Annotated in this window: 9 protein-coding genes; 7 read left to right on the top strand and 2 right to left on the bottom strand. The window is 55.0% G+C overall.

The genetic code is table 11. The features are described from left to right. Positions 1–15 precede the first annotated feature (15 nt). Positions 16–585, bottom strand: coding sequence for a TetR/AcrR family transcriptional regulator (locus AC6IY8_RS00325; RefSeq protein WP_497776569.1), 570 nt, complete (start codon positions 583–585; stop codon positions 16–18). 524 nt (positions 586–1109) lie between these two features. Here AC6IY8_RS00325 and AC6IY8_RS00320 point away from each other — a divergent pair. The 4 genes from AC6IY8_RS00320 to AC6IY8_RS00305 all read left to right on the top strand — a co-directional run bounded on the left by AC6IY8_RS00320 (position 1110) and on the right by AC6IY8_RS00305 (position 8531). Continuing rightward, positions 1110–3227 carry a protein kinase domain-containing protein gene (locus AC6IY8_RS00320; protein WP_497778654.1) on the top strand — a complete coding sequence of 706 codons (2118 nt, stop codon included), beginning with the start codon at positions 1110–1112 and terminating at the stop codon, positions 3225–3227. Between the two features lie 770 nt (positions 3228–3997). After that, positions 3998–5980, top strand: a complete 1983-nt coding sequence (locus tag AC6IY8_RS00315) for a TonB-dependent receptor plug domain-containing protein (RefSeq protein WP_497776568.1) — start codon at positions 3998–4000, stop codon at positions 5978–5980. Next, entirely contained in the window at positions 5980–6615 is a 636-nt protein-coding gene (locus tag AC6IY8_RS00310) for a TOL_0243 family YfiR-like periplasmic protein (protein WP_497778653.1), read from the top strand. Before AC6IY8_RS00315 ends, AC6IY8_RS00310 begins: the two co-directional genes overlap by 1 nt. An 11-nt stretch (positions 6616–6626) precedes the next feature. Then, entirely contained in the window at positions 6627–8531 is a 1905-nt protein-coding gene (locus AC6IY8_RS00305) for a methyl-accepting chemotaxis protein (protein ID WP_497776567.1), read from the top strand. A 128-nt stretch (positions 8532–8659) separates the two neighbouring features. Here AC6IY8_RS00305 and AC6IY8_RS00300 read toward each other — a convergent pair whose 3' ends face one another. Beyond that, positions 8660–9256 carry a TetR/AcrR family transcriptional regulator gene (locus AC6IY8_RS00300; RefSeq protein ID WP_497776566.1) on the bottom strand — a complete coding sequence of 199 codons (597 nt, stop codon included), beginning with the start codon at positions 9254–9256 and terminating at the stop codon, positions 8660–8662. A gap of 138 nt (positions 9257–9394) precedes the next feature. Between AC6IY8_RS00300 and AC6IY8_RS00295 the strand changes: the two genes are divergently transcribed. The 3 genes from AC6IY8_RS00295 to AC6IY8_RS00285 are packed head-to-tail and all read left to right on the top strand — an operon-like array spanning position 9395 to position 13797. Beyond that, positions 9395–10882, top strand: coding sequence for a TolC family protein (locus tag AC6IY8_RS00295; protein WP_497776565.1), 1488 nt, complete (start codon positions 9395–9397; stop codon positions 10880–10882). A gap of 35 nt (positions 10883–10917) precedes the next feature. Next, positions 10918–12147 carry an HlyD family secretion protein gene (locus tag AC6IY8_RS00290; RefSeq protein ID WP_497776564.1) on the top strand — a complete coding sequence of 410 codons (1230 nt, stop codon included), beginning with the start codon at positions 10918–10920 and terminating at the stop codon, positions 12145–12147. A gap of 30 nt (positions 12148–12177) precedes the next feature. Further along, complete coding sequence (locus AC6IY8_RS00285; RefSeq protein ID WP_497776562.1) at positions 12178–13797, top strand: DHA2 family efflux MFS transporter permease subunit; 1620 nt, start codon at positions 12178–12180, stop codon at positions 13795–13797. The last annotated feature ends 4 nt before the right edge of the window (positions 13798–13801 follow it).

The following is a 13801-nucleotide window of genomic DNA, read 5'->3' as shown; positions in this document are numbered from 1 at the left end:
GTCCGAGCTCATCGATTAGGGCTTCTCCTTCGCAAGGTCTAGGAGCGGAATCATGGCTCGCTCAAAAGGACCGCAGTCACCATTCGAAGCGTACAAAATGAGGGATCCTTGTATCTGAGCGATCCAGTCTTCGGCGAAATGACGCGACCTAATCGGGGACATACCACTTTCGCGAGCAAGTGCAGCGATCCCTTCGGTCCAGATCGCGAATATTTCGCGCACCAGTTGTCGGCCGCCGGGACCAATCTGAGACGTCGCGAGGCCGCCCAGTAAACATGGATTTCGACCACTTGCATAGAGTTCATCGAGAGCCGCAATAATCTTGCGAATGCGCCCTTTGAGTGGTTCAGATGACCTTGCTACATCAGCAACAGCGCTCTGGATGAAAGCCTTACCTTTTTCCAGTACCGCCTCGGCCATCTGCTCTTTGCCACCGGGGAAGTGGTGATAAAGGCTGGATTTTCCCAGTCCGGTTGCGCGGGACAGGTCGAAGAGGGATGCACCCTCATATCCCCGGTCTCGAAACACAACAAAGAGGCGGTCGACGATTTCGGCTTTCTCCTTTGCATCCAAAGCCGGCGGCATGTCACCTTCCCTTTCGTACGTTATGAGTCTGGATCATATTACTTACGATAGCGTATCTCCGTTTGAGATGCATGATGTCTGATCAGACTTCTGGAAAGCTGCTGTGAAAGGGTGCAAAGTTCAGTGCACTTTGGTCGTTACTGAACTAGACATTTGTGGCGGACTTGGGGCAGCTGTGTCACCAGGGTCATACCTGGACTACTGCGAGCAATCCCCCCAATCAGCAACCCTCGACCTGCGTACAATAGAGTCTCTTGCGGATCATCCCATGCTCGGCACAACCATCACCCACTACCGAATTGTGAAGAGGCTAGGTGTTGGTGGCATGGGCGTCGTTTATGAGGCAGAGGATCTCGAACTCGGACGACACGTAGCGCTGAAATTCTTGCCAGAGCAACTCTCTTTTTGTTCTCCTTCAGTTGAACGATTTCGCCTGGAAGCCCGATCTGCCTCGGCGCTGAACCATCCCAACATCTGCACAATTTACGAAATAGGAAAGAAATCAATCAGATGGCAGGCCATTCATCGCGATGGAGCTACTCCATGGCGAACCTCTCGACCGTCGGCTCGCACGTGGACCATTGCCCGATGAACTCTGTTGGAAGATCGGACTCGAGATCGCTGAAGCACTTGCCGCTGCGCACGCCCATGGCATCGTCCACCGCGACGTAAAACCTGCAAACATCTTCCTCACCCAGGATGGCCATGCGAAGCTGTTGGATTTTGGCGTGGCCAAGCTTATGTGTGCTGAGGGCGAAACCAAGGCTTCAGACCAAAATGCAACTGCTCTAACAATGCCGGATCAGGCGATCGGTTCATTTGCCTACATGTCTCCCGAACAGGCTCGTGGGGACCCCATCGATCCCCGTAGCGACCTCTTTTCATTCGGAGCAGTGCTCTACGAAATGGCGACAGGGCAGAGCGCATTTTCCGGCGCCACCTCCGCACTAGTGTTTGATGGGATACTACATGGCACACCGCTGCCGATCCATCACAGCAATCCTCATATTTCTCCGGCCCTACAAGCCATAGTCTACAAGGCACTTGAGAAAGAACCTGCCTCGCGTTATCAATCAGCCGAGCAAATGGCGGCCGACCTCAAGCGCTTGTCGGTCGACGTCGCGATGGGTACCACTCCCATTATTCAGGACTCGTCTCCCGCCCCTCACAGGCCATCTCTCATAGGCCGGAAGTCCTTTATTGCAGCCACTGCCGTGATTCTCATTGCTGTGACATTGCTGCTGGTGCTCACTCGTCGACCATTTGGCATTAGCTCATTGGCCGTTCTGCCGTTTGTGAATGCCAGCTCTGATCGCGATATCGAATATCTAAGCGACGGACTTACCGACACTCTCATCGATCGCCTGTCACAACTTCCCAAGCTATCCGTGAAATCGCACAGTTCTGTTTTCCGCTACAAGGGCAAGCAAGTTGATCCCAAATTGCTCGCCCGCGAGTTGGGAGTGCAAGCCGTGCTGATGGGAACTCTTATGAAGCACGGCAATGACCTGGTAATCAACATGGAACTGGTAGATGCACGCAACGATAATCATGTTTGGGGTGAGCAGTACAACACCACCATGGATAATCTTGTCCGCGTAAATCAGGACATCTCACGCGAGGTCTTGCGGAAACTTGGGGTCCGGCTTAGCGGAGAAGAGCAGCGCCGCCTTGCCCTCCTCTCCACCGAAAACACTGAGGCTTATCAACTCTATCTCAAGGGACGCTACTACTGGAACAAGCGAACACCGGATGCGCTGCAACAGGCCATCATCTATTTTCAACAGGCGATCGATATGGACCCGAGCTACGGGCTGGCGTACGCAGGACTTGCTGACGCTTTTACCGTACTGGAGCCCAATGGGGATGGGCAGCCAAGCTTCGTAAAGCCAAAAGCAAAGGCGGCTGCCCTCAAGGCCCTCGAGATTGACAACGATCTGGCGGAAGCACATACCGCGCTTGCGGAAGTCGAATCGACCTATGAATGGAACTACGCCGCGGCGGAGGCCGAGTTTGGGCGTGCCATCCAGTTGAACCCTAACTACGCGCCTGCGCACTATTTCTACGCCATGTTCCTTTCCCAGATGGGTCGCCACGCTGAAGCAATTCAACAGGCCCAAAGGGCAGTCGCGTTGGATCCTCTCCTTCCCCCCGCAAACTTCGTACTGGCAAAGGTGTACTACCAGGCCAGGAAACTGGATTCCGCTGAGAAGCAGCTTCAATCGATCTTGCAATCAACGCCTAATCTCTGGATCGCTCATTTGTTCCTCGGCAAGACTTACGCCATCGAGGGACGTTATGCAGAGGCGGAGCGCGAACTGAAGCAAGCCGGGGAGTTTACAACCGAGGCTGAGTGCACTGTTGGCTTCACCTACGGAAGGAGCGGCAATCGCCGCGCCGCTAATGTGATTTTGGATCGCATCCTCTCAATTGGGAGGACGCGATATGTGCCCGCAACCAACATCGCAAGGATCTACGTTGGTCTTGGTGACACGAATCGCGCACTTCAGTCACTAGAGACAGCGGCAAACGATCGAGCTCTTTGGATTGTCGAGCTAAACGTCGAGCCCCTTTGGGATAGCGTGCGGTCGGAGCCACGGTTCACTGAACTGCTTAAACGCGTTGGTCTCCAGCCTCGCTGACATTCGCACTCATGAGTGAACGCACAGCATTGGAGAGTCTTGGCCTGTACTGAATTTCCCCTCATCATCAAACAGCGGGATTTCGCTATGCCCGTGTTCGACACCACACGCCTCCATTCGCAAATGGCTGTAGATTTCATACTCGGGAAGCAGGGTTGGCCCATGTTCGAGCCGACCAGTAACTGCCGGAGTTTGGCGGGTCGCCAGTTAAGCCGCGGCAAAGCCAGGCGCTCGTGTTCCTGGCAAACGTGGTTTCGGAATCGAACCGATCGAGATTGATTGCTGTAATTTACTCATTCTCGCCACACACGTTGTCCAATCCTCACATGGCAGGACACTCCAATATTGTGAGTCGAGAAGAGACTCACATTAGAGTTCTGTCGGCGGCACCGTCCTGCCCGGACAGAAAATGACGAATATTTCCGGCATTGATGCAACTGAGTGGTTGCTGCTGAATGTGGGTTGAAATTCACATCTTAGCTTTCTCTGTCCAGACAATTGTCTTTTGTGCTTAGTCCAAAGTTTCCAGAGACTCAAAGAAATAACTTGTCAGTTGCATTTCGTGAAACGTACTCTGGATGCGCTTTCAATTCCAAATTCCATTTCTCTGGTCTCCCCAAGGCCGGTCGGAACAGGCGAAATCGATGCGCTGCTCCAGCTGTGACATTGCGTCTCGACCTTTTTGGTCTCTTTTGGCTGTGTTACTAATCATCCTCACAACCACATGCCCCCTTTTCGCTCAAGCATCTGCTGATCCTGAAGCACTAAGCATGGAAGATCTGCTGAATGTGAAGGTCTACAGCGCCTCAAAATACCAGCAGAAGGAGGCGGAAGCCCCCTCCTCGATCAGTGTGATCACTGCGGACGATATTCGGAAGTGGGGCTATCGAACCTTGCAAGAAGCCTTGAGCAGTGTGACAGGTCTCTACACAAAGAATCACGGCAGCTACGGCACCCTTGGAGCGCGCGGTTTCGCGCCGCCGGGAGATTCAAACGGCCGCATTCTCGTTCTGGTGAACGGTCACGCTATCAACAACAATGTCGACGATTCAGCTCCCCTCAAGAATAACTTCCCTCTGGATATGGATCTGGTCGAGCGAATCGAGGTCGTGCGCGGCCCAAGTTCGTCGCTGTATGGCGCAGACGCCTTTATGGGTGTCGTGAATGTCATCACTCGGACAGGAAAGAACAAGGGAGAGCAGATATCCGCCGAAGCGGGTAGCCTGGGTACATACAAAACAACAGCCAGTTATGGCCTTGACCGGAACGGCACGCAAGCCCTCTTCTCGGCGAGCTACTGGGAAACAGCCGCACCCGGTCACATGGACACCATACAAGATCCGATAGGACCGAACAGCAGCCATGACCAGACTCGTCGGGCCTTCGCTCTGATTTCAAGCCACGGATTCACCCTACAGTCTGCCGTGTCGAGCGCGGTGGAGAAGGTGCCTTCCTCGGCGCAGTGGTGCGGCAGTTGCCATCAAACCGATACTCACACGACCAATTTACACGGATATGCCGATCTGCAGTACGAGCACCGTGTCTTTAAAAGCACGCAACTGACGGCGCGCGCCTACTACGACACCTACGAGTCCCATTCTTCAATCAACGACCTTCGCAATTGCAGCGAGGCGAAGTGCCACGGCTCGCTTTACGACTACGATTCCGCGCACGGTGACCGGGTTGGCGGGGAACTAAAGCTGAGCAGGGTATTTCTGGACAAGCACCGCATTACGGTCGGCGCTGAATATCGCGACAACTTCCGTCAGGCGCAGAATAATCACATAATCTACAACATTCCCCCCACATCCAGAACATTCGTGAACTACGACCGAACCTCGGCTATCTGGGGATTGTATGCGGCAGGCGAGATTCACCTTCACCCCAAACTCATCCTCAATGCAGGCGTGCGCAATGACCGTTATAACTACCTGTTTGGAAGCAAGACCAGTCCACGCGCCGCACTCATCTACAGCCCGCGAAAAACCACTACTTTGAAGTTATTGTATGGAACTGCATTTCGCGCACCCAGTTTCTCGGAACTTTACTATCAGGGAATGGCGAGCGTTCCTGCTCCTCAATTGCATCCGGAGAACACTCGCACCTTCGAGGGCAATTGGGAACAGCAAATTGGCAAACGCGTTACCCTCAGCGCAACCGGGTTCTACAACAACATTGGGAGCTACATAGAGCAGCAAATCGTGCTGGTCCATAACATGGACCAGACCACATACGTAAATTCCAAAGCGACCGCCAAGGGGGCTGAGTTGGAACTTAAAGGCAGGCTGCCGTCGGAGATCGAGGGCAGCCTGAGCTACACATATCAGGATGCCCGTAACGAGCTATCAGGCGCTTCATTGCCCGACTCCCCTAAGCATTTGTTGAAACTACATATTGCGGCTCCTCTGCTCCGTGCCAGACTGACCCCCGCGGTTGAGGCTCAATTTATGAGCAGAAGCTCAACAATATGGCCGTCGATTGGCAATTCGGCACCACCTGTTCTGGTGAATGCCAGCGTATCAAGCCGTCCGCTCTGGGGAGGCTTCTCTGTTTCCGGAGGCGCCTACAACTTGGTCGGCCGAAGCATGAGCCCCAGGACGATCGGATATTTTGAGCAGACCCACATCGTGGACTCGACTTCGTTGTTGCCCGACGACCGGCGAACCTTCCGGCTAAAGCTGACTTGGACCTCCGGCGAATCCAGCGGCAAGAGTAAGGATAAGGATGGCCCGCATCAGGCAGGTGACCGGTGATGATCATGCGAGGCGACACATTCTCAGGGAAGCAATTGAATAGAGTCACCTTCTCGAACACGCGCGCGAGGTGGAAAGAGCGGGCGGCCGCCTGCATCGGCGGATTGCTTGCAGGTTTGGTTGTTATAGCTTTGATCTCGGCGATTGGGGCCGGTACTGTCGTGCAAGCCCAGTCTCTGGAAGAGCACGATGTCAAAGCTGCTTTCGTCCTCAAGCTTGTGAACTTTATCAAGTGGCCGAGCGATGCCGGTCCACGCAATCTGGTGGTCGGTGTTATCGGGGCCGATGCGACCGGCGATGCGTTACAACGGTTGGCCGCCGGGAAATCTGTTGAAGGCCGGGGAATCGTCGTTCGCCGGTTAAGCCACGATGGCGATCTCAAGTCGTGCCAGATCATCTTTGTGGGTGCTGCCGAGCGCAAGAACACCGCGTCAGTGCTGGAGCGCCTTCGCGGCACCAATGTGCTCACGGTTGGAGAGTCCGACGGATTCGGGCAGCGTGGAGGAATGGTCAATTTGTTGCTCCAAGAAGGCCGGATCCGATTCGAGGTGAATCCCCATGCCGCTGAGCGAGCGCATTTGCAGATAAGTTCTAGGCTGCTCTCAATGGCAACGATCGTGTCGGATGGCAATTAAGGAAGGTCGCCATGATGTTTAGCAACTGGTCTGTGGGCCGTAAGCTGATGGTTATGATGATGGCGGCAAGCAGCGCGGCGCTTCTGCTGGTGTGCGCCGTGCTATTAGGATATGACGTCATCACATCGAAGAGAGCCACCGTCGAACACCTTTCGAATCTGGTTCAGATCATCGCTGATAACGGCAAGGCCGCCCTAAGCTTTTCCGATCAGGCGGCTGCCGGCGAGGTGCTCGCCACGCTTAAGGCGGAGCCTCACATCACCGCCGCTTGTATCTACGACAAGCAGGGGAAGCCCTTCGCTTCATACGTGCGCAAAGACGCCAGCTCTTCATATGTGCCACCATTCAGAAGAACGGGGACTTACTCCGAACCTAATCGCCTGGTGCAATATATGCCGATGGGGGTCGGCGGCGAAGAGATTGGTTCCGTCTGTATTGAGTCCGACACGACTGAGGCAACACAACGATATCGGAGTTATGCCGTCATCGTGACAGTCGTCATGATGTTGTCCTGGCTTGCGGCTTTCTTGGCTGTGTCCCGTATGCGGAGGACGATCACCGACCCACTGAACGAACTGATTACGGTAGCAAGGGCGATCAGTGATTGTGGAGACTTAGAGCATCAGATAGATATAGAGCGCAAGGACGAACTCGGAGACTTGGCGCGTTCCTTTAATAACATGATCGGCTATCTAAAAGAGATGGCGGCTGTTTCTGAAGACATCGCTGGTGGCGATCTTTCTTGCGATGTCGCTCCGCGTTCCGAGCGCGATGTACTGGGCCACGCTTTTGCTCGGATGAAGGACGGTTTAGGGGTCTTGGTTCGCAACGTGCGAGACAGTGCAACTCAGGTCGCAGCCGGATCCAATCAGGTTGCGGATGCATCCGAGGGTTCCGCGAAGCTCAGCATACATACATCTTCGGCCATTGATGAAGTCACCAGCACAATGCACGAGATTAGCATCAACGTGCAGAACATGGTGAAGAACACGCGCGTGCAGGCTTCGAGCGTGAGTGAGACCTCGGCCTCTATCGACGAAATGGTGGTGAGTATTAGGCGAGTTGCTGATACAGCTAAAGTGCTGCTGGACATCTCAAGCCGTTCACGAGACGAGGTACAGAGTGGTATCTCCACGATGCAGAAAACCACTGAAGGGCTTAACCGCATTAACGGCTCCATCGGATCTTCTGCCACTATCATCAGCAGTCTCGGCGAGCGCGTAGTAAACATCGGCAAGATCGTTGAAGTGATCGACGACATCTCCGAGCAAACGAATCTGCTAGCGCTCAATGCCGCGATTGAAGCTGCACGCGCGGGTGAACATGGTCTCGGATTCGCCGTAGTGGCTGATGAAGTCCGCAAACTCGCGGAGAAATCCGCCGCCTCCACCCATGAGATCAGCGAACTGATCAGCGGCATTCAGCACGAGGCGCGCAAGGCCGTGGACAACATGGAGAAGAGTACGCTAATTGTCAACGAAGGTCTGGTTCTGGGCAACGACCTGAGTGTTGCCCTGCGCAAGATCTCCAATGTCGTTAGCGAAGTGTTCAAATTCTCCCAGGAGATCGGCGCAGCCACGAATCAGCAGTCGCATGGCTCTACGCAGATTGCAAAGGCCACAGTGCGTCTCAACGAGATCACTCACGAGATCACGTCTTCTGTGGAAGAGCAAGCCGGCGGAGCACAGGCGGTTGACCGCGCGATGGAACGCATGCGGGAAATGGTGCAACAGTCCGCTTCAAGTTACACTGAGCTGGCCGCCTCTGCCGAACAGATGTCCAAGATGGCTAGACAGCTACTAGAGTCAATGGACCGCTTTACCCTCGACGATCATGCCGGAGAACCACGACGTCTTGGCGAATCGCAATTCGCATTGGCCGGAGCGCTTCACCAAAGCTCCCATATCGCTGATTAACTTGCTAAACCATTAGGGGGTCGTCGAACAAGGTAAACGGCTCGCCGCCTCTGCAACTCATGACGCTACTCAGAAACTTGACCGCTGCGTCATAGACGCCGTCCCAGGTGCAAATCCAGAATCCGCGCTCATTTCGGCGCAAGGCTGGGAGACGGCGAGTCAGACGGCAGTGACTCCAATACCGCCTGCAATATCTCCCTGCGCAACGCGGGATCAGCTGTGCTGCGCGCAAGCAGCATGCCTCCAACCATTGATGCACACGCTGTGATCGCTTTCCGTCGGCGAATAACGGGCGACTTGCCCTTAATGGTTCGTCCGAGTAATCCGATAAATCGCTGTAGACCTTGAGTGACAACATTCCGCACGGACTCTGGCTGACGTGCTATTTCGCTCCCGAGCGCGGGGAAGAGGCAACCCGTCCCTGGATTATCGCAGTGTCGCTGAGATAGATAGGTATGGCCGAGTGCTTGTAGAGGATTGCTCTTCGCACCTTCCATAATCTGCTCCCATTTTGCGATTGAGTCGCGTTGCGCTCGCTCCGCAGCGAGCGCAATCAATTCGTCTTTGGATTCGAAGTGGCCGTAGAAGCCGCCATGCGTCAGCTCTGCCTCTTTCATCAGGTCCGCCACGCTGATCCCTTCAAAGCCGCGCTCCCGAAAGCGCTTTGCAGCGGAAGAAATGATTGCCTCCCGATGCTCCGCCATCTTCTCTTTGCTCACTTTCACGACAAGCCTCCTGGGTGCATACATATTTTTAGATGATCATCGACATGATTTCGAATCTTATTCATGACGCCTATCATCTTAACTCAATACAACCGAGCAGGCCGCGTTTCGGCAACCGGTTCTCCAGGAGATCCCGCTATGGGGAAGTTCACTATTCGAATCTCGGTTCTGGTACTGCTGTCGGGGCTCTTCTCCCTCTCCGCTGCGTCCCAGTCGATGGAAACGAACATTGCACCCGCCTCCATCACAACCCCTCGCCCCATCAATCCGGCGACTGGCACCACTAATCCCAGTGCTCGCGCGACTCAAACACTGAATCCCTATCTCGGAAGCGTCCCGGACAATTCCGTCGTAGAGGGTGAACTCAAGCTAAGTCTCGAGGATGTGCTGACTCGGGGGCTCCGGTTCAACCTTGGGTTGATCGAAACTCACCAAACGAATGCGACTGTGCGCGCGCAGCGCGACAGAGCTCTAGCTGCCCTTCTGCCGCAGGTCTCGGCCGATACGCGCCAGGTCTATCAGCAGCTGAGCTTCAAGGAATTGGGCATTAAACTCCCGCCCCAGAGTGGATTGCGGCTGCCCCCAACGAGCGGCGGATTCGGGTACTCCGATGTGCGTATTGTCGCGCACTCTGCCGTGCTCAACGTTGAACTCCTCAACAAATACAGATCGCAAAAGGCGGTTGAATTGGCCTCGGCTTTGAGCGAGAAAGACGCCCGAGACGTGGTAGTCTTCGCGGTCGGAGCTGCTTATTTCCAAGTTGTCGCAAGTCAGGCGCGCCTTGAGACAGCCAATGCTGTGCTCGCCTCAGCACGCGAACTTGAGGCACAGATCGCCAATCAGTACAAATCTGAATTAGCACCTGAGATAGACGCGCTGCGGGCACGGGTAGAGTTACACACTGCCGAGCAGCGGGTGGCTGATGCGGCCAACAATCTCGAAAAGGACAAGCTGACGCTTGATCGCATCACGGGCATCCCGCTGGAACAAGCTTGGGTGCCGTCCGGCAACTACGATTACACACCGCTGCCAGATGTGAACGATGAAGCTGCACACGCGCTTGAGACGCGCGCCGACGTGGCCAGTTTGAAACAGACCGTCGCCGCTGCCGAACTCGACGTAAAGGCAGCCCGAGCCCAGAGGCTGCCCTCGATATCCCTGGCGGCGGACTACGGCGGCGCCGGACTCAACCCGGCAAATTACAACCAGGTGTACTCAGTAACCGGCGCGGTCTCAATTCCCATCTTTACCAGTGGCCGCATCCGTTCAGAGGTTCACTCGGCTGAGGCTGCGTTGGTGCAGCATCGTGCCGAATACCGCGACCTTGGAGGCAGAGTTGCCTATGACATACGCGTTGCGAGATTGGACGCAGAGGCCTCAGCGTCCTCTGTGAAAGTGGCTGCCGAAAACAACAGGCTCGCCCAACGGGCACTGAAGCAATCTCAGGATCGCTACAGCAATGGAGTTACAAACTACCTGGAAGTTGTACAGGCACAGGAAGCAGTTGTCGTGGCTAACGAGAACTACATTGCCAGCCTGTTCTCGTTCAACGTGGCGAAGATTTCGCTTTCCCGCGCACTAGGTTCCGCGGAGACGCGCATTTCAACACTCTTCGGCGTTCGGTAACCAGCAACAAGCAACCCAGAAAACAAAGGAGTTTTATGGCTACTGCCACGAACATAGATGAACGTCACGACACGCTGTCCCCTGACGTCTCCGCCAGCAAGAAGAGCTCAAGAAAGCTCATACTTGCAGGTCTTCTCGCTCTCAGCATAGCTGGAGGCTTGCTTTATTGGTTACACGCTCGTCACTTTGAAACTACGGATGACGCGCAGGTCGATGGGCATTTCGCCGCTCTCAGTACGCGGATCGACGGCACTGTTACGTATGTAAATCCCGCTGTGGAGAACAACCATAGCGTGGCCGCAGGCACGCTACTGCTTGAACTCGATCCACGCGACTATGAGGCGGCGCTAGAGCACGCGAGGGCGACACTGGAGTCCAAGAAGGCCGCAGTTCGTGTTTCTCGGTTGCAGATATCTATTACAGATGCGTCTGCCTACAGTCAACTGCATCTTGCTGAAGCAGCCCGACAGGAAGCAATTGAAAGCCTCGCCGCAACGCAAGCCGAGCTGAGTTCCGCGCAGCATCGTGTGCAACTTGACCAATTCGTGGCGTCTCGCGCCGAGCGTGATCGCGTGCGCTACCAAACGCTCGTAGAAAAAAGGGAAATTTCGCGGTCCTTCTACGACGCGCGAGAAACTGAGGCGGCAGCAAGCCTCCAGACACTTGAAGCCGATCAGTCGGCCTTGGTGGCGGCAGAGCAGAAGGTCGCGCAGATGCGCAGCTTGGTGCGGCAGAGGGAGGCGCAGATTGCCGCCGCTCGCACTGCGCCCCAGCAGGCGCTCAATGCACGGGCGCAGGCATCCTCGACACAAGGTGAATTGGCTCAGGCACAAGCCGATATGCACACGGCTGAACTCAACCTCAGCTATACAAAGATCTTCGCGCCCGTAAGCGGAGTTATGGGTCATAAGACAGTTGAAGTTGGACACCGCGTGCAACCAGGGCAATCTTTGCTGACCGTGGTACCGGTAGATGACATCTGGGTAACAGCAAACTTCAAGGAAACACAATTGCGGCTGATGCACCCAGGGCAATCGGTCACACTTCACGTCGATACCTTTGGCCGCGACTACCAGGGAACGGTAGAAGACATGGCCGGAGCGGCCGGCCCCCTCTTCAGCTTGTTTCCCCCTGAAAACGCGAGCGGCAATTACGTAAAGATCGTGCAGCGATTCCCGGTTCGGATTCGGATCGATAGCAATCAAGATCCCGGGCATCAACTCCGTCCAGGCATGTCAGTGGAAGCCACGGTTCGCGTGCGCTAAGGCTGGTCGATTCAGATGGAGGAGCAGAATATGTCCGAGCAGATGCCATCAAACCTAACTCTAATCCCATCTGGCGCAACGCCTCGAGTTAATCCGTGGTTCATTGCTATCACGGTGACGATTGCCGCCTTCATGGAACTGCTCGACACTTCCATTGCAAACGTTGCGTTACCACACATTGGGGGCGGACTGGGGCGCAGTTACGATGAAGTCACATGGATACTTACGACCTATCTGGTAGCCAATGCTGTCGTGCTGCCGATGACCGCCTGGCTTAGTCGGCTTATGGGACGCAAAACTTACTACCTGCTATGCGTAATGCTCTTTTCCGTGTCGTCGTTCTTATGTGGGCTGGCGCCTTCGCTCGGACTCATGCTGCTCTTTCGTGTCCTGCAGGGAATCGGCGGAGGAGGACTCGCACCAGTTGCCCAGGCAATCTTGGTCGATACGTTCCCTCCTGCGAAGCGTGCCGCCGCTTTTGCACTCTTTACCGTAGTCATCGTTACAGCACCCGCCATCGGTCCAGTGCTAGGCGGTTGGATAACGGACAATTACAGCTGGCGTTGGATCTTCTTTATCAATGTCCCGGTTGGTCTGCTCGCTTTCTACTTATCGAACAAACTGATCCACGATCCACACGCATTCACCGTTGAGCGCAAACTTGCTCACAAGCAGGGGAGAATGTCTGTCGATGGCGCTGGAGTCGTGCTGATAACTCTTGCTTCTGCCACCCTTGAAGTCTCGCTCGACCGCGGTCAGATCGAAGATTGGTTTGCCAGCAATTTCATCGTGGTGATGTTCGTCGTTGCCGTAGTTGGGTGGATCGGTACCGTGCTGTGGGAGCTCCATGTTCGGGAGCCGATCATTGATTTCCGCCTCTTGAGCAATCGTAACTTCGCAATCGCCAGCGTATTGTTCTTCGTATTTGGAATCGGTCTCTTCGGCACCACAACACTGATTCCGCAGATGCTGCAAACGCTCTATGGCTATCGGGCCATCGATGCGGGCCTTGTCCTGGGACCAGGCGCGCTGGTCATCACGTTGCTCGCGCCGGTGTCTGCTCAACTATTGCAAAGGCACCTCGTCTCTGCGAAGGTGTTGATCCTACTAAGTCTCTCGTTTATTGGCTTATCCATGTTCGTGTACAGCAATATGAACCTCGACACCAATGGCGGCCACTATGCATGGGAGCGCGCGCTCCAAGGTGTGGGATACGGTCTGTTCCTCGTTCCGGTTAACATCATCGCCTATTCACAGTTGCGTCCGGACCAGAATAACAAGGCTTCGAGCCTGACCAATCTCTTCCGCAACTGGGGAGGAAGTTTCGGGATTGCGTTCATCACGACGGCAGTCGAGCGGCGCGAAAATCTCCATCAGATGAACCTCGGCTCCCACCTCGGTTCCAGTTCACAAGGTCTTCAGCAGAGTGCTCAATCTATGATGGGACGACTGGTGGAACATGGATTCACCTCTGCCGATGCCGGACCTGCCGCGCTCCAACTGTTGCACCAGCAACTGATCAGGCAGAGTACTTTCCTGGCTTTCATGGATTGTTTTCGTGTGATCGGATGGCTCACGTTGGCCATGATCCCGTTAGTCCTCATCCTGCGCAAGTTCAAGGTCGGGGGAGAAACTCCTACGGGTCATTAGGCCC

This window comes from Koromonas soli, assembly GCF_059726265.1.
Note: the sequence above shows the minus strand (reverse complement) of the source record. Positions and strands in the feature narration are given on the sequence as shown.

Coding starts and splice junctions, on each gene's coding strand:
- AC6IY8_RS00325 (WP_497776569.1), bottom strand. CDS start 585: ATGCCGCCGGCTTTGGATGCAAAGGAGAAAGCCGAAATCGTCGACCGC.
- AC6IY8_RS00315 (WP_497776568.1), top strand. CDS start 3,998: ATGGAAGATCTGCTGAATGTGAAGGTCTACAGCGCCTCAAAATACCAG.
- AC6IY8_RS00310 (WP_497778653.1), top strand. CDS start 5,980: ATGATCATGCGAGGCGACACATTCTCAGGGAAGCAATTGAATAGAGTC.
- AC6IY8_RS00305 (WP_497776567.1), top strand. CDS start 6,627: ATGATGTTTAGCAACTGGTCTGTGGGCCGTAAGCTGATGGTTATGATG.
- AC6IY8_RS00295 (WP_497776565.1), top strand. CDS start 9,395: ATGGGGAAGTTCACTATTCGAATCTCGGTTCTGGTACTGCTGTCGGGG.
- AC6IY8_RS00290 (WP_497776564.1), top strand. CDS start 10,918: ATGGCTACTGCCACGAACATAGATGAACGTCACGACACGCTGTCCCCT.
- AC6IY8_RS00285 (WP_497776562.1), top strand. CDS start 12,178: ATGTCCGAGCAGATGCCATCAAACCTAACTCTAATCCCATCTGGCGCA.